This window comes from Pseudomonas sp. FG-3G, from assembly GCF_901007645.1.
Classification (GTDB): Bacteria; Pseudomonadota; Gammaproteobacteria; order Pseudomonadales; family Pseudomonadaceae; genus Aquipseudomonas; species Aquipseudomonas rhizophila.
Window position 1 is genome coordinate 282,795 of sequence record NZ_CAAKGZ010000025.1, and the last position, 14,264, is coordinate 297,058.

Here is a 14,264-nt window from a genome sequence, read left to right on the forward strand (position 1 = left end):
GATCAACCCTCCTTCACGGGAGCGGGCGCCGACTGGCCGCTGTCTTTCAAAGCCTTGGTCACTTCCGGCGGCATGTATTTTTCGTCGTGCTTGGCCAGGACTTCATCGGCCACCACCACGCCTTCGGCATTGAGCTTACCCAGGGCGACGATGCCCTGCCCTTCGCGAAACAGGTCCGGCAGGATGCCACGATAGGTGATGGTCACGGTCTTGTTGAAATCGGTGACGTTGAATTTCACGTCCAGCGAATCCCCGGAACGCTCCAGGGACCCCTCCTCCACCATGCCGCCGGCACGAATGCGCGTGTCCTTGGGTGCTTCGCCGTTGGCAATCTGGGTCGGGGTGTAGAACAGGTTGATGTTCTGTTGCAAGGCGCTCAAGGCCAGGCCGACTGCGGCGCCGACCCCCACCAGGATGGCAAGAATGATGACAAGACGTTTTTTGCGCAGCGGATTCACTGACCATTCTCCCGGCGCAGACGACGCGCCTCTTGTTGCAGATACCGCTTGCGGGCCAGGATCGGCGCCGCCACGTTGAGGGCCAGCACCGCCAGGCAGATGCCATAGGCGGACCAGACATACAGGCCGTGATGGCCCATGGCGAGAAAATCGCCGAATGATGCAAAACTCATCGAGCGGCCTCCAGGCTGTTCTGTACTTCGGCCTTCACCCAACTGGCCCGGGACTCGCGCTTGAGCACTTCCAGGCGCATGCGCAGCAGCAGCACCGCGCCGAAGAAACAGTAGAAACCCAGCACGGTGAGCAACAGCGGCAGCCACATTTGCACAGGCATCGCCGGTTTTTCGGTGAGGGTGAAGGTCGCGCCCTGGTGCAGGGTGTTCCACCAGTCCACCGAGTACTTGATGATCGGGATGTTGATCACGCCGACAATCGCCAGTACCGCGCAGGCCTTGGCGGCGCTGTCACGATTGCTGATGGCGTTGCCCAGCGCAATAAGACCGAAGTACAGAAACAGCAGGATCAGCATCGACGTCAGTCGGGCATCCCAGACCCACCATGAGCCCCAGGTCGGCTTGCCCCAGATCGCCCCGGTGACCAGCGCTACGGCGGTCATCCAGGCACCGATCGGCGCGGCGCATTGCAGGGCCACGTCCGCCAGTTTCATCTTCCACACCAGCCCGACCACGCCACACACCGCCAGCATCACGTAGATGGACTGGGCCAACAGCGCCGTGGGAACGTGAATGTAGATGATGCGAAAGCTGTTGCCCTGCTGGTAGTCCGGCGGTGCGAAGGCCAGGCCCCAGACCACGCCGATGCCGATCAGCAGCAGTGCGGCGATGCTCAACCAGGGCAGCAGTTTGCCGCTGATGCCGTAGAACCACTTGGGTGAGCCGAGCTTATGAAACCAGGTCCAGTTCATTGCTGTTTCCATCACGGTTGCGACTCGTCATTACGAGTCGCCAGGTCTGCCTTTACTTCAAAAGAAGTGGTCAGTTCTTGACCAGGCCTCATTATTATTCGCCGACGCTGATTTTCAGGCCAGCGGCTATTGCAAAGGGTGTCAGGGTTATCGCCAGGGCGGTCAGGCTCCCAAGCCACAGCAGATAACCGGTTGCCGGCATGCCTTGCAGCGCGGCTTGCAAGGCGCCACTGCCGAGGATCAACACCGGGATATACAGCGGCAGGATCAGCAGCGCCAACAACAGGCCGCCGCGCTTCAACCCCACCGTCAATGCCGCGCCGACTGCGCCGAGCAGGCTCAACACCGGCGTGCCCAGCAACAGCGATACCAACAATACCGGCATGCAGGCAGCGGGCAAGCCCAGCATCATTGCCAGCAGCGGCGAGAGCAGCACCAGTGCCAGGCCGGAAAAAACCCAGTGTGCCAGTACCTTGGCCAAAACCAGAAGGGCCAGGGGGTGCGACGAAAGGACCCACTGTTCCAGGGATCCGTCCTCGAAATCACTGCGGAAAAGCCCGTCCAGCGAGAGCAGGACCGATAAAAGGGCCGCCACCCAGACCAGCCCCGGCGACAAGGTTTGCAACAATTGAGTCCCGGGACCGACCGCCAGCGGGAACAGTGCGATGACAATCGCGAAGAACACCAGCGGATTGGCCAGTTCGGCCGGACGGCGGAACAACAGGCGCGCCTCGCGGGCAAGCAGCAGGCCAAACACACTCATACAGCCCAGTTCCCAAGATCGATGTTGCGATAACCGGATGGCATCCGCGCCAATGTGTGGTGGGTGGTCAACAGCACCATGCCGCCCCTCTCGCAGTGCCCGGCCAGGTGCTCCTCAAGCTGCGCCACGCCCTGCTTGTCCAGAGCGGTGAACGGCTCGTCGAGAATCCACAGCGGCGGGCTGTCGAGATATAACCGGGCCAGGGCCACGCGGCGCTGCTGGCCGGCGGACAGGGTGTGGCACGGCACGTCTTCGAAGCCGCGCAGGCCCACCGTCGCCAGCGCCTGCCAGATCGCCTCGCGCCCGGCCGGTCGATGCAACGCGCAGAGCCAACTGAGGTTTTCTTCAGGCGTCAGCAAATCCTTGATGCCGGCGGCATGGCCGATCCAGAGCAGATTGCGGGCCAGTTCGCTGCGCTGGCTGTGCAACGGCTGGCCATTGAGCAGCACTTGGCCGGCGGTCGGCTGCATCAACCCGGCCAACAGGCGCAACAGGCTGGTCTTGCCACTGCCGTTGGGGCCGCTGATCTGCACCATATCGCCAGGCAAGAGTCTCAATTGGAGATTCTCGAAAAGCAGCCGCAAATCTCGCTCACAGGCGAGGCCAACGGTTTGCAGGAGAGGACTGGTCAAGGGATAGCGGGCCTTATACGGTTCAAGTCGGCAATGCAGCGGCCGTTAAAGAGGTGCAGCATAGATGCTTTGGCGGCCGGTTCCACAGAGCTGCGTCAAACAATTGCAAGGTTTTCGCCACTCCCTGAAAGACCGGCGGCATTATACATGTCATGCCCCAGGGGGCGTGCTCAATTAGTTTCCCAAGGTAAGACCGCAGATGACAGGCGACATGAACATCCCGCCGTTGCCTCAGGCCTCGGCAACAACCCGTATGCCGGCGGTCACGGGCGAGCTGCTCAAATTGCTGACGCCGGTCGAAGGCCTTATCGGTGCGGGCCAGACCGCCAAGGCCGAGGTGTTGTCGCTCAAGCAGGCGGAACAGACCTTCCAGCTGTTGCTCAAGGTCACCCTGGAGAGCGGTCGCCAAACCACCGTGCAAGCCACCAGCACCCAGCCATTGCCCCAAGGCACCAGCTTGGCCGTGACTCAGCCGTCCGCCAGCAACCTGGCGATTACCGTGCAGCAGGCCATCGCCTCGAGCGTCGCCACCCTGACCCGTATCAACACGGCACAGATGCCGGTCGGCACGCTGCTGCAAGGCAAGGTACTGACCAGCCAGGCGTTGCCGCAGTTGCCGGGGCAACCCGCGGTGTACCGGTCGCTGGTGAGCCTGCTCAACACCGCCCAGGCCGGAAGTACCCTGGACATCGACAGCCCGCAACCGCTGCGCATCGGCACGCTATTGAGCGCTCAGGTACAAGATGCCCAAACCTTGAAATTTGTCCCCTTGAGCAACCGCCAGGAACAACTGGCGGTGAGTCAGCAACTGGTCACGCAGATGAGCCGCCAGGGCTCGTTGGACAGCCTGGTCACCGCGCTGCAAAACACCTCGCTGCAAAAGCTTCCGGCCAGCGACGACACTGGCGTCGAGTTGCGCGCTGCGGTGACACGCCTGTTGGCGGGCCTGCCGGACATCCAGCAACTGAGTACACCCAAGGGCCTGGCCCAGGCCATGGCCGCCAGCGGCGCGTTCCTGGAAAGCAAACTGCTGGCCGGGCAAGTACCGAGCCTGGCGCCAGACATGAAGGGCGATCTGCTGAAACTGATCGCCCAACTGACCCCGGCTCTGCCCGCCTCAACCAACCTCGCCGCCATCATCGCCGCCAACACCTTGGCCCAGGCGCTGCCCAGCTTCGTGCGTAACGCCCTCGGCACCCTCGGCCAGGTCAGCGTCAAGCCGCAACCCACCAGTTTCCCCCTGCCCTCGCGCCTGTTGAAAGGCCAGGACGATGAAGGCGATCTGGAACAGCTGTTGCGCCTGGCCGCCGCTGCCGTGTCGCGCCTGCAAAGCCATCAGTTGTCGAGCCTGGAACAGACGGGCCTGACCGACGACGGTCGGCTGATGAGCACCTGGCAGTTGGAAATCCCCATGCGCAACCTGCAGGACATCGTGCCGCTGCAGGTCAAGTTCCAGCGCGAGGAAACCCCGCCCCGGGAGGAGTCACCGGAACGCCGTGAAGAGCGCGAGCCGAAACAGCAGCTCTGGCGGGTCGAGCTGGCGTTCGACATGGAGCCACTGGGGCCGCTGCAGATTCAGGCCCAGTTGCTCAGCGGCAGCCTGTCGAGCCAGCTATGGGCAGAGCGGCCGTATACCGCCAACCTGATCGAAAACAATCTGACCGCGCTGCGTGAACGCCTGGTGACCTGCGGCCTGAACGTTGGCGACCTGGATTGCCACCTCGGCACCCCGCCCCAAGGCCCCAAGACGCGACTGGAACAACGCTGGGTGGACGAAACCGCATGACAACCGACACCGCACCACGCCAGGCCATCGCCCTCAAGTACGACGGCCTCCACGCCCCGACCCTCACCGCCAAGGGCGACGAAGCCCTTGCCGAGGAAATCCTGCGGATCGCCCGCGAAAGCGAAGTGCCGATCTATGAAAACGCTGAATTGGTGAAGCTGTTGGCGCGGATGGAACTGGGCGACAGCATCCCGGAAGAGTTGTATCGCACCATTGCCGAAATCATTGCCTTTGCCTGGAACTTGAAAGGCAAATTCCCCCAGGGCTATGACCCGAACGCGCCAAGTGTCGAGAAGGATGTGACCGATCGCGGCGACGATTATTGATCTCCAGATCCAGCAAGGACCGCTCTTGTGGCGAGGGAGCTTGCTCCCTCGCCACGGTGATGTATTCACTGAAGATAGGTGGGCCTTTGTAAAAAAAAATCGCAGCCTTCAGCAACGCCTACAGGGGAATGTGAACCCTGTAGACGCTGCCAAAGGCTGCGATCTCTTGATCTTTCTTGCAGCTTGCCGCTTGAAACTATCAGCCGCCCTTATGCAACTTGCTCATCAACTCCGCCTCGGCCTGGGTCAGGCCGCAGGCTTGGGTCAGTTCGTCGACGCTGGCGCCCATGCCCACCAGGCGAGCGGCCTGGGCGAAGGACAGGCTGGAGGGGTCGCGCTGCTCCAACTGGGCCAGTTTGTCCGGCAACGGAGCGACCACGGCGCGTAGCTCGTGCAGGGCTTCGCCCATGCGCACGGTGCCGTTCTGGTAATCGTCGACGCGTTTGGCCAGGTCGCGGATGCGTTGATCACGCAACGCATCGCCCTGGGCCTGCTGAGCGGCGATCTGCCGCTGGCCGCGTATGTACGCGACAAACATCGCCAGCGTGCCTGCCCAGAAAAGGAACAGGACAATGACTGCTACCTCAAGAATCAAATCAGATACTCTCCAGTTCCGACCATTCCTCTTCGCTCATCATCTTCTCCAGCTCGACCAGGATCAGCAACTCGTTGTTCTTGTTGCACACGCCCTGGATGAACTTGGCCGACTCTTCGTTACCGACGTTAGGCGCGGTTTCGATTTCCGACTGACGCAAGTAAACCACTTCAGCGACGCTGTCGACGAGGATGCCGACCACTTGCTTGTCGGCCTCGATGATCACGATACGGGTGTTGTCGTTGACCTCGGTGGAGTTCAGGCCAAACCGCTGGCGAGTGTCGATCACCGTGACCACGTTACCGCGCAGGTTGATGATGCCCAGCACGTAGCTTGGCGCACCGGGTACCGGGGCGATCTCGGTATAGCGCAGCACTTCCTGAACGCGCATCACGTTGATGCCGTAGGTTTCGTTATCGAGCTTGAAGGTCACCCATTGCAAAATCGGATCTTCGGAACCCTTGAGAGACGACGCCTTATCATTCATACCCTGACCCCTCGAAAAACCGCCTGTGGCGGTGTGTGTTCTGCCCCGTGACGTGGTGCGCCACGGGTTGTCTTATTTCGGTTTCTGAACCGGCTTGGCGCCGCCCAGGTGTTTTGCCCCGCCACTGGCGATCAATTCGGCCAGCTCGGAAACGTCCAGCAAGGCGCACATGTGCTCGATCACCGTACCGGCCAGCCATGGCCGTTGGCCTCGATGGCTACGCCACTTGATCTCGTTCGGGTCCAGGCGCAGCGAGCGACTGACCTGATGCACCGCCAATCCCCATTCATACCCTTGCACCGAAATCACGTATTGCAGGCCCTGGCGAAAATCATCGCGATAACGGTCCGGCATCACCCAGCGCGCGGTATCCAGCACCTTCAGGTTGCCGGCCTGGCTCGGCAGGATCCCCAGGAACCATTCCGGCTGACCGAACAAAGGCGTCAGTTCCTGCCCGGCCAGGGAATATATCGATCCCAGGCATACCAGCGGCACCGCCAGGGTCAACCCGGCCACATCGAACAACAAACACTCGAACGGCTCGGCGGCCCAGGCCGGACGGTCGTCGGTCGGCACCGGCGGCGGTGGGCTGCTTGGTGGCAGATGGACTTCCACCACCGGCGTCACCAGGCCCTGCAGCAACGGTGCAACGGTCGAGACCGGCGCCAGGATCGGCGCAGGCGCTTGCATCACTGCCACCTGAGGCTTGATGAACGGAGCCTCGACTGCCGCGGCAATCACTGTTTTGTGTGCATCACGGGCCTGCTCTTCGAGCACGGCCGCCTGAAATTCATCCAGTCCACCTTCGGCTTCGACGGTCTCGGGCAACGCCTCGATCACGCTCGGTTGCGGTGGCAGTTCTTCGGTTGCTTCCTGCAGCAGCCCATCCAGATAAGACTGCAGGGCCAGTTGCGGACGCGAGGTTGTCTTTATCGGGCGGCTCATGGGAACAGTGCGCCACTTGAAAAGGTTATCGGCATGTATGCGCCAGGACTTGAGCGCTCACAAGCGAGTGCAATGCCTTTGGTAAGCCTCGTCACCTTAAGCCACCTGCTGCGAAACGAGCTGCTGGGCCAGCAGGTGCTTGAGCAGCGCCCGGTAGGCCAGCACGCCGCGGCTCTTGCCATCGAATTGCGAAGGGGTCACACCGGCACGGCTGGCGTCACGCAAACGCGTGTCGACCGGAATGTAGCCTTGCCAGATGTCATCCGGGTACATGTCCCGTAGCACGCGCAGGGTGCCCAGGGACGCCTGGGTGCGACGATCAAACAGGGTCGGCACGATGTTGAAGGCCAACGATTGCTTGCGTGAGCGGTTGATCATCGCCAGGGTATTGACCATGCGCTCCAGGCCCTTGACTGCCAGATGCTCAGTCTGCACCGGGATAACCAATTGCTGGCTGGCCGCCAAGGCGTTGACCATCAGCACGCCCAGCAGCGGCGGGCTGTCGATGATCGCGTAATCGAAATCCTGCCACAGTTGCGCCAGACTCTTGGCGATCACCAGGCCCAGACCGCTTTGTCCCGGGGACTGCCGTTCCAGGGTCGCCAGGGCGGTGCTGGATGGCAACAGGGAAATCCGCTCATCGCTGGTGGACAGCAGCAACTGCCCCGGCAGGCCTTCGGGCACACCGCCCTTGTGCAGGAACAGGTCGTAGTTGCTGTGCTCCAGACTGTCGGGATCGTAACCAAAGTAGCTGGTCATCGAGCCGTGGGGGTCCAGATCGACCATGACCACGCGCTTGCCCGCCTCGGCCAGCAATCCGGCTAAAGCGATGGAAGATGTGGTTTTACCCACACCACCTTTTTGATTGGCGACTGCCCAGACTCTCATTCGGATTGTTCCTCCCGGTCGATAAAGGCTCGACCGAGAAATAGCTCGGTTATAAAGCGGGTGACGGAGAATTGACGGCGCTCTGTCTTCCCGGCGACTTGGGCTGGGTCGGTGCAGTTTGTGTGCCAGCACGCTTCAATGCCGCATCCGGTGTTGCATGGGCCGTACCGGTCCCGGTCAGGCTGCGGCGCACCTCAAGGTTGCGCGACACCACCAACACCACTCGCCGGTTGCGCGCCCTCCCCTCGGCGGTGGCATTGTTGGCCACCGGCTGGAATTCACCATAGCCCACCGACGCCAGCCGGCCGGGGTTTACGCCCTGCATCGCGAGCATGCGCACGATGCTCGCCGAACGCGCCGAGGACAGTTCCCAGTTGGTCGGGTACTGCGCAGTGCGAATCGGCTGATCGTCTGTGAAGCCTTCTACGTGGATCGGGTTGTCGAACGGCCTGAGGATCGCGGCCACTTTATCGATGATGTTGAACGCCATGTCGCTGGGCATGGCATCGCCGCTGCCAAACAACAGGCTGGAGTTGAGTTCGATCTCAACCCACAACTCGTTGCCGCGCACGGTCATCTGATTGGAGCTGATCAGATCACCAAACGCCGCGCTGATGTCATCGGCAATGCTTTTCAACGGATCGCTGCCGCCAGCGATACCGGCATCGACCTGCTCGGAATCCCTGACCAGCGGTTTGGCCGGCGTGGTGGTCTTGGGCCGCTCATCACCAATGGGGATGGGCTTGAGGGCGCGGTCGGAGTCGGTAAACACGCCGATCAGCGCCTCGGAAATAACCTTGTACTTGCCTTCGTTGACCGACGAGATCGAATACATGACCACGAAAAAAGCGAACAGCAGCGTGATGAAGTCGGCGTAAGAGACGAGCCAGCGTTCATGGTTGACGTGTTCTTCACGATGCCTGCGACGTGCCATTTTCCATGTCTCCCATCAGTCCATGAAGCCCTGAAGCTTCAACTCAATGGAACGCGGGTTTTCACCTTCGGCGATCGACAGGATCCCTTCCAGCAACATTTCGCGATAACGCGACTGGCGCAACGCAATGGATTTGAGCTTGGCGGCGATCGGCAGCAGCACCAGGTTGGCACTGGCCACACCATAAATGGTCGCGACGAAAGCCACGGCGATACCACTGCCCAGTTGCGACGGATCGGCCAGGTTGCCCATCACGTGGATCAGGCCCATCACCGCACCGATGATGCCGATGGTCGGCGCATAGCCACCCATGCTTTCAAAGACTTTGGCCGCTTCGATGTCACGGCTTTCCTGGGTGTAGAAATCCACTTCCAGGATGCTGCGGATGGCTTCCGGCTCAGCGCCGTCCACCAGCAGTTGCAGGCCTTTGCGCGAGTAGTTGTCGGGTTCGGCGTCGGCCACCCCTTCCAGACCCAGCAAACCTTCCTTGCGGGCGGTCAGGCTCCAGTTCACCACACGGTCGATGCCACCGGCCAGGTCGACGCGCGGCGGGAACAGAATCCAGATGAGCACCTGCATGGCGCGCTTGAAGGCGCTCATGGGCGACTGCAACAGCGCCGCGCCCACGGTGCCGCCGATCACGATCAACGCCGCCGGGCCGTTGGCCAAGGCCCCCAGGTGACCGCCTTCCAGGTAATTGCCACCAATAATGGCGACGAACGCCATGATGATGCCGATCAGGCTGAGCACATCCATTACAGGCACGCCTCGACCAGGTGTCTACCGATGTCGTCCAGCCCGTACACCGCGTCGGCCAGTTCCGCTTTGACAATCGCCATCGGCATGCCATAGATCACGCAACTGGCTTCATCCTGGGCCCAAATGGCGCTGCCGCCCTGCTTGAGCAGGCGCGCGCCCTCGCGACCGTCGGCGCCCATGCCGGTGAGCACCACCGCCAGAACTTTGTCGCCGTAGGATTTAGCGGCGGAGCCGAAAGTGATGTCCACGCACGGTTTGTAATTGAGCCGCTCATCGCCGGGCAGGATTTTCACCGCGCCGCGACCATCGATCATCATCTGCTTGCCGCCTGGCGCCAACAGCGCCAGGCCCGGACGCAGGATGTCGCCATCCTCGGCCTCCTTGACGCTGATACGACACAGCTTGTCCAGACGCTCGGCGAACGCCTTGGTGAAGGCCGCGGGCATATGCTGGATCAGCACGATCGGCGCCGGAAAGTTGGCCGGCAACTGGGTCAGGACCCGCTGCAACGCCACCGGGCCGCCGGTGGACGTACCAATAGCGACCAGTTTGTAGGCTTTGCGCTTGGGGGCCGGTGACGATGACGTACTGGCGGGCGCGGAACGAGCTGGCGCTGGGGCCGGGGCACTGCGCGCTGGGGCCGGATTGAAGCTGCCCGATGAAGCCGGGGCTGGTGCAGGCGCTGGCGCAGGTGTGCTATAGGCACCGACACGCCGGTTGCTGCGGGAAATACTGTGGACCTTCTCGCACAGCAACTGCCGAACCTTGTCGGGGTTGCGCGAAATGTCTTCGAAATTTTTCGGCAGGAAATCCACCGCCCCGGCGTCCAGCGCATCGAGGGTCACCCGGGCGCCTTCATGGGTCAGGGAGGAGAACATCAATACTGGGGTCGGGCAGCGCTGCATGATATGCCGCACCGCCGTGATGCCATCCATCATCGGCATCTCGTAGTCCATGGTGATCACGTCCGGCTTGAGCGCCAGCGCCTGATCGATTGCCTCTTTGCCGTTGGTCGCCGTACCGACGACCTGAATACTCGGGTCCGCCGAGAGAATTTCCGAGACGCGGCGGCGGAAAAACCCCGAATCGTCCACCACCAGGACTTTAACTACCATAAACACTCCGTTAGACGAGACGCGGCTGCGGGCCGCGCCCCTCCAGAATCAAATACGCCGTGCGGCGTAACGCTTGAGCATGCTTGGCACATCGAGAATCAACGCGATGCGACCGTCGCCGGTGATGGTGGCGCCGGACATGCCCGGGGTGCCCTGGAGCATCTTGCCTAGCGGCTTGATGACCACTTCTTCCTGGCCCACCAACTGATCGACGACGAAGCCGATCCGCTGGGTGCCCACCGAAAGGATCACCACATGGCCTTCACCCTGCTCGACATGAGCGGCGGAGCTGACCAGCCAGCGCTTGAGGTAGAACAGCGGCAGTGCCTTGTCCCGCACGATCACCACTTCCTGGCCGTCCACCACGTTGGTGCGCGACAGGTCGAGGTGGAAGATTTCGTTGACATTGACCAGCGGGAAGGCGAATGCCTGGTTGCCCAGCATCACCATCAGGGTCGGCATGATCGCCAGGGTCAGCGGGACCTTGATGACGATTTTCGAGCCCTGGCCCTTGGTCGAGTAGATGTTGATCGAACCGTTGAGCTGGGAAATCTTGGTTTTCACCACATCCATGCCCACGCCACGGCCCGACACGTCGGAAATCTCGGTCTTGGTCGAGAACCCCGGGGCGAAGATCAAGTTGTAGCACTCGGTGTCGCTCAGGCGGTCGGCGGCATCCTTGTCCATCACACCGCGCTTCACCGCGATGGAGCGCAGTACGTTCGGGTCCATGCCTTTGCCGTCGTCGGAGATCGACAGCAGGATGTGGTCGCCTTCCTGCTCGGCGGCCAATACCACCTTGCCGCTGCGGGGCTTGCCTGACTCTTCGCGCTCTTGCGGCGACTCGATACCGTGGTCGACCGCGTTGCGCACCAAGTGGACCAGTGGATCGGCCAGAGCCTCGACCAGGTTCTTGTCCAGGTCGGTCTCTTCGCCCACCAGTTCCAGGTTGATTTCTTTCTTGAGCTGGCGTGCCAGGTCGCGAACCAGGCGCGGGAAGCGCCCGAAGACTTTCTTGATCGGCTGCATCCGGGTCTTCATGACCGCCGTCTGCAAGTCAGCCGTGACCACGTCCAGGTTCGACACGGCCTTGGCCATGGCTTCGTCCTGGCTGTTGAGGCCCAGGCGCACCAGGCGGTTACGCACCAGCACCAGTTCGCCGACCATGTTCATGATCTCGTCCAGGCGAGCGGTGTCGACCCGTACAGTGGTCTCGGCTTCGCTGGCCGGCTTTTCCGCCGGCGCGGCCGCCGGTGCGCGGGCTGGCGCCGGGGCGGCGGCAGCAGGCTTGGGTGTCTCAGCCTTCGGTTCCGGTGCCTTGGCAGCGGGTTTGGCCGCGGCCTTCTCCGCTGGCGCAGCCGCTGTGGCAGTGGCGGCGGGCGCAGTGGCTGTTGAGGCGGTGCCGACTTCGCTGAACTTGCCCTTGCCGTGCAGTTCGTCGAGCAGTGATTCGAATTCGTGATCGCTGATCAGGTCGCTGCCCGCTGCGGCGGCGGCAGGCTTGGCTGGGGTCGGCGCGGAGGCGATGGCCGAATCCAGTGCGTCCACGGCGAAGTTACCCTTGCCGTGCAACTGATCGAGCAAAGCCTCGAACTCATCGTCGGTGATATCGGAGTTGTCGCCCGCCGCTTTCGGGGCGGCCGGGGCACTCGGGGGGACGACGGCATCCACGGCGAACTGGCCCTTGCCGTGAAGCTGATCGAGCAGCGACTCGAACTCGGCGTCGGTGATTTCATCGCTGGCGGCAGCATCGGCGGCCGGCGCAGCCGGGACAGCAGGCGCTGCCGGAGCCTGGGCTTGAGCCTTGACGGCGTTCAGCGAGTCCAGCAGTTGTTCGAATTCGTTATCGGTGATGTCGCCTGATTCCTCGGCGACCGGTTCCTCAACCACTGGCGCGGCTACCGGTGCAGCTTCGTCAGCCGACTGCGGCTCGGCCAGGCGCGACAGCGCGGCGAGCAGCTCAGGCGTAGCAGCGGTGATCGGTGAGCGCTCGCGCACTTCACTGAACATGCTGTTGACCGCATCCAGCGCTTCGAGCACCACGTCCATCAATTCCGAGTCAACGCGACGCTCACCCTTGCGCAGGATGTCGAACACGTTTTCGGCAATGTGACAGCACTCCACCAGCTCATTGAGCTGGAGGAAGCCGGCGCCTCCTTTTACAGTGTGGAAACCGCGAAAAATTGCATTGAGCAGATCCGCATCATCAGGTCGGCTTTCCAGCTCGACCAGCTGTTCGGACAGTTGCTCTAGAATCTCGCCGGCCTCAACCAGGAAATCCTGAAGGATCTCTTCATCGGCGCCGAAGCTCATTAATGGGTGCTCCTAGAGGTCTAAAACCTAAAATCCAAGGCTGGACAGCAAATCGTCCACATCGTCCTGACCGGACACAACGTCTTCTCTTTTATCGGCATGAATTTGCGGACCTTCACCCTGAGAGAGATGTTTTTGTGGATCTTTTTCAGCGAGCATCGCTTCACGGTCGTGTTCGATGCCTGCAAAGCGGTCTACCTGGCTGGCCATCAACACCAGTTTGAGCAGGTTGCTTTCCACTTCGGTGACCAGTTGGGTCACCCGCTTGATCACCTGGCCGGTCAGGTCTTGATAGTCCTGAGCCAGCAGAATGTCGTTGAGGTTGCTCGCCACGGCGCGGTTCTCGGCGCTACTGCGCGTCAGGAAACCGTCGACCCGACGGGCCAGCTCGCGAAACTCTTCAGCCCCGACTTCGCGCCGCATGAAGCGACCCCAGTCGGTGCTCAAGGCCTGGGCTTCATCGCTCAGGCCATTGACCAGCGGCGTTGCGTTCTCCACCAGGTCCATGGTGCGGTTGGCCGCGGCCTCGGTCAGCTTGACCACATAACCCAGACGCTCGGTCGCATCGGTGATCTGCGAGACCTCCTCGGCCTGCGGCATGTTCGGATCGATCTGAAAATTGACAATCGCGCTGTGCAGTTCACGCGTGAGCTTGCCCACTTCCTGATACAGACCGCGGTCACGGGTCTGGTTGAGCTCATGGATCATTTGAACCGCATCGCCAAAGCGGCCTTTCTCAAGGCTGTCGACCAGTTCGCGGGCATGTTTTTTCAGGGTCGATTCGAAATCACCCATTGAAGATTCGTTATCCATAGCTCCCCCGTGGCGCCGTTAACCGATGCGTTCGAAGATTTTTTCGATCTTCTCTTTCAACGCCTGGGCCGTGAAGGGTTTGACCACGTAGCCGTTCACACCGGCCTGGGCCGCTTCGATGATCTGCTCGCGCTTGGCTTCGGCAGTGACCATCAGCACCGGAAGGTGCTTGAGTTTTTCGTCGGCGCGCACATGGCGCAGCAAGTCGATACCGGTCATGCCGGGCATGTTCCAGTCAGTCACCAGAAAGTCGATGCTTCCGCTGTTGAGAACCGGAATGGCAGTGGTGCCATCGTCGGCCTCGACCGTGTTGGTGAACCCAAGGTCACGCAACAGGTTTTTTATGATCCGCCGCATCGTTGAGAAGTCATCAACGATGAGGATTTTCATGTTCTTGTCCAATTCGACCTCCAAGCAGTCTTAAACGCGCCCAGCACCTGAACGCGCCATTTCAATCAATCCGGCACAACACTCGACAACGGTCTGGAGGACAACAGAGGAAGACTGGCTCAGCACATGCCAGGC

Annotated in this window: 17 protein-coding genes; 2 read left to right on the plus strand and 15 right to left on the minus strand. The window is 61.6% G+C overall.

The window, feature by feature from the left end:
• Nucleotides 1-2: 2 nt before the first annotated feature.
• The 5 genes from ccmE to ccmA form a co-directional block, all read right to left on the minus strand.
• Complete coding sequence (gene ccmE, locus PSEUDOMOFG3G_RS18570) at nucleotides 3-458, minus strand: cytochrome c maturation protein CcmE (protein ID WP_076385818.1); 456 nt, start codon at nucleotides 456-458, stop codon at nucleotides 3-5.
• Nucleotides 455-631 carry a heme exporter protein CcmD gene (gene ccmD, locus PSEUDOMOFG3G_RS18575; protein ID WP_007939192.1) on the minus strand — a complete coding sequence of 59 codons (177 nt, stop codon included), beginning with the start codon at nucleotides 629-631 and terminating at the stop codon, nucleotides 455-457. The genes ccmE and ccmD overlap by 4 nt, the downstream gene beginning before the upstream one ends.
• Nucleotides 628-1,383 (minus strand): heme ABC transporter permease, encoded by a 756-nt coding sequence (locus tag PSEUDOMOFG3G_RS18580; protein ID WP_047226273.1) that lies wholly within the window; start codon nucleotides 1,381-1,383, stop codon nucleotides 628-630. The genes ccmD and PSEUDOMOFG3G_RS18580 overlap by 4 nt, the downstream gene beginning before the upstream one ends.
• Nucleotides 1,384-1,477: 94 nt before the next feature.
• Entirely contained in the window at nucleotides 1,478-2,146 is a 669-nt protein-coding gene (ccmB, locus tag PSEUDOMOFG3G_RS18585; RefSeq protein WP_047226272.1) for a heme exporter protein CcmB, read from the minus strand.
• The gene (ccmA, locus tag PSEUDOMOFG3G_RS18590; RefSeq protein WP_139050811.1) at nucleotides 2,143-2,778 is read right to left on the minus strand and encodes a cytochrome c biogenesis heme-transporting ATPase CcmA; all 636 of its coding nucleotides are present in this window, start codon (nucleotides 2,776-2,778) and stop codon (nucleotides 2,143-2,145) included. Before ccmA ends, ccmB begins: the two co-directional genes overlap by 4 nt.
• A gap of 199 nt (nucleotides 2,779-2,977) precedes the next feature.
• On the opposite strand from ccmA, the gene PSEUDOMOFG3G_RS18595 reads away from it, so the two are divergent.
• Nucleotides 2,978-4,564: a flagellar hook-length control protein FliK gene (locus PSEUDOMOFG3G_RS18595; protein WP_139050812.1), complete on the plus strand. Its 1,587-nt coding sequence runs from the start codon at nucleotides 2,978-2,980 to the stop codon at nucleotides 4,562-4,564.
• Complete coding sequence (locus PSEUDOMOFG3G_RS18600) at nucleotides 4,561-4,890, plus strand: EscU/YscU/HrcU family type III secretion system export apparatus switch protein (protein ID WP_047226269.1); 330 nt, start codon at nucleotides 4,561-4,563, stop codon at nucleotides 4,888-4,890. The genes PSEUDOMOFG3G_RS18595 and PSEUDOMOFG3G_RS18600 overlap by 4 nt, the downstream gene beginning before the upstream one ends.
• Before the next feature lie 199 nt (nucleotides 4,891-5,089).
• Here PSEUDOMOFG3G_RS18600 and PSEUDOMOFG3G_RS18605 read toward each other — a convergent pair whose 3' ends face one another.
• From PSEUDOMOFG3G_RS18605 to PSEUDOMOFG3G_RS18650, 10 genes are all read right to left on the minus strand, one after another.
• A complete protein-coding gene (locus tag PSEUDOMOFG3G_RS18605; protein WP_047226268.1) occupies nucleotides 5,090-5,485 on the minus strand; it encodes a DUF2802 domain-containing protein in 396 nt (131 codons plus the stop codon).
• Nucleotide 5,486: 1 nt separating this feature from the next.
• Complete coding sequence (locus tag PSEUDOMOFG3G_RS18610) at nucleotides 5,487-5,972, minus strand: chemotaxis protein CheW (RefSeq protein WP_024778681.1); 486 nt, start codon at nucleotides 5,970-5,972, stop codon at nucleotides 5,487-5,489.
• 72 nt (nucleotides 5,973-6,044) lie between these two features.
• On the minus strand, nucleotides 6,045-6,917 hold the full coding sequence (locus tag PSEUDOMOFG3G_RS18615; RefSeq protein ID WP_047226267.1) for a CheW domain-containing protein: 873 nt from the start codon (nucleotides 6,915-6,917) through the stop codon (nucleotides 6,045-6,047).
• A gap of 96 nt (nucleotides 6,918-7,013) precedes the next feature.
• On the minus strand, nucleotides 7,014-7,805 hold the full coding sequence (locus PSEUDOMOFG3G_RS18620) for a ParA family protein (protein ID WP_047226266.1): 792 nt from the start codon (nucleotides 7,803-7,805) through the stop codon (nucleotides 7,014-7,016).
• Nucleotides 7,806-7,854: 49 nt separating this feature from the next.
• Complete coding sequence (motD, locus tag PSEUDOMOFG3G_RS18625; RefSeq protein ID WP_047226265.1) at nucleotides 7,855-8,739, minus strand: flagellar motor protein MotD; 885 nt, start codon at nucleotides 8,737-8,739, stop codon at nucleotides 7,855-7,857.
• Between the two features lie 15 nt (nucleotides 8,740-8,754).
• Entirely contained in the window at nucleotides 8,755-9,495 is a 741-nt protein-coding gene (locus PSEUDOMOFG3G_RS18630; RefSeq protein ID WP_018606553.1) for a flagellar motor protein, read from the minus strand.
• A complete protein-coding gene (locus tag PSEUDOMOFG3G_RS18635; RefSeq protein WP_139050813.1) occupies nucleotides 9,495-10,613 on the minus strand; it encodes a chemotaxis response regulator protein-glutamate methylesterase in 1,119 nt (372 codons plus the stop codon). The genes PSEUDOMOFG3G_RS18630 and PSEUDOMOFG3G_RS18635 overlap by 1 nt, the downstream gene beginning before the upstream one ends.
• Nucleotides 10,614-10,661: 48 nt before the next feature.
• Nucleotides 10,662-12,926, minus strand: coding sequence for a chemotaxis protein CheA (locus PSEUDOMOFG3G_RS18640; protein ID WP_139050814.1), 2,265 nt, complete (start codon nucleotides 12,924-12,926; stop codon nucleotides 10,662-10,664).
• Between the two features lie 27 nt (nucleotides 12,927-12,953).
• On the minus strand, nucleotides 12,954-13,739 hold the full coding sequence (locus PSEUDOMOFG3G_RS18645; RefSeq protein ID WP_047226262.1) for a protein phosphatase CheZ: 786 nt from the start codon (nucleotides 13,737-13,739) through the stop codon (nucleotides 12,954-12,956).
• A gap of 18 nt (nucleotides 13,740-13,757) precedes the next feature.
• Nucleotides 13,758-14,129, minus strand: coding sequence for a chemotaxis response regulator CheY (locus tag PSEUDOMOFG3G_RS18650; RefSeq protein WP_003183998.1), 372 nt, complete (start codon nucleotides 14,127-14,129; stop codon nucleotides 13,758-13,760).
• Between the last annotated feature and the right edge of the window lie 135 nt (nucleotides 14,130-14,264).

What these genes read in the sequence shown, in the direction of transcription:
- PSEUDOMOFG3G_RS18615 (WP_047226267.1), bottom strand. Translation starts at nt 6,917, where the DNA reads ATGAGCCGCCCGATAAAGACAACCTCGCGTCCGCAACTGGCCCTGCAG.
- ccmB (WP_047226272.1), bottom strand. Translation starts at nt 2,146, where the DNA reads ATGAGTGTGTTTGGCCTGCTGCTTGCCCGCGAGGCGCGCCTGTTGTTC.
- PSEUDOMOFG3G_RS18645 (WP_047226262.1), bottom strand. Translation starts at nt 13,739, where the DNA reads ATGGATAACGAATCTTCAATGGGTGATTTCGAATCGACCCTGAAAAAA.
- PSEUDOMOFG3G_RS18650 (WP_003183998.1), bottom strand. Translation starts at nt 14,129, where the DNA reads ATGAAAATCCTCATCGTTGATGACTTCTCAACGATGCGGCGGATCATA.
- PSEUDOMOFG3G_RS18620 (WP_047226266.1), bottom strand. Translation starts at nt 7,805, where the DNA reads ATGAGAGTCTGGGCAGTCGCCAATCAAAAAGGTGGTGTGGGTAAAACC.
- PSEUDOMOFG3G_RS18610 (WP_024778681.1), bottom strand. Translation starts at nt 5,972, where the DNA reads ATGAATGATAAGGCGTCGTCTCTCAAGGGTTCCGAAGATCCGATTTTG.
- PSEUDOMOFG3G_RS18635 (WP_139050813.1), bottom strand. Translation starts at nt 10,613, where the DNA reads ATGGTAGTTAAAGTCCTGGTGGTGGACGATTCGGGGTTTTTCCGCCGC.
- PSEUDOMOFG3G_RS18580 (WP_047226273.1), bottom strand. Translation starts at nt 1,383, where the DNA reads ATGAACTGGACCTGGTTTCATAAGCTCGGCTCACCCAAGTGGTTCTAC.
- PSEUDOMOFG3G_RS18600 (WP_047226269.1), top strand. Translation starts at nt 4,561, where the DNA reads ATGACAACCGACACCGCACCACGCCAGGCCATCGCCCTCAAGTACGAC.
- PSEUDOMOFG3G_RS18640 (WP_139050814.1), bottom strand. Translation starts at nt 12,926, where the DNA reads ATGAGCTTCGGCGCCGATGAAGAGATCCTTCAGGATTTCCTGGTTGAG.
- PSEUDOMOFG3G_RS18630 (WP_018606553.1), bottom strand. Translation starts at nt 9,495, where the DNA reads ATGGATGTGCTCAGCCTGATCGGCATCATCATGGCGTTCGTCGCCATT.
- motD (WP_047226265.1), bottom strand. Translation starts at nt 8,739, where the DNA reads ATGGCACGTCGCAGGCATCGTGAAGAACACGTCAACCATGAACGCTGG.
- PSEUDOMOFG3G_RS18595 (WP_139050812.1), top strand. Translation starts at nt 2,978, where the DNA reads ATGACAGGCGACATGAACATCCCGCCGTTGCCTCAGGCCTCGGCAACA.
- ccmD (WP_007939192.1), bottom strand. Translation starts at nt 631, where the DNA reads ATGAGTTTTGCATCATTCGGCGATTTTCTCGCCATGGGCCATCACGGC.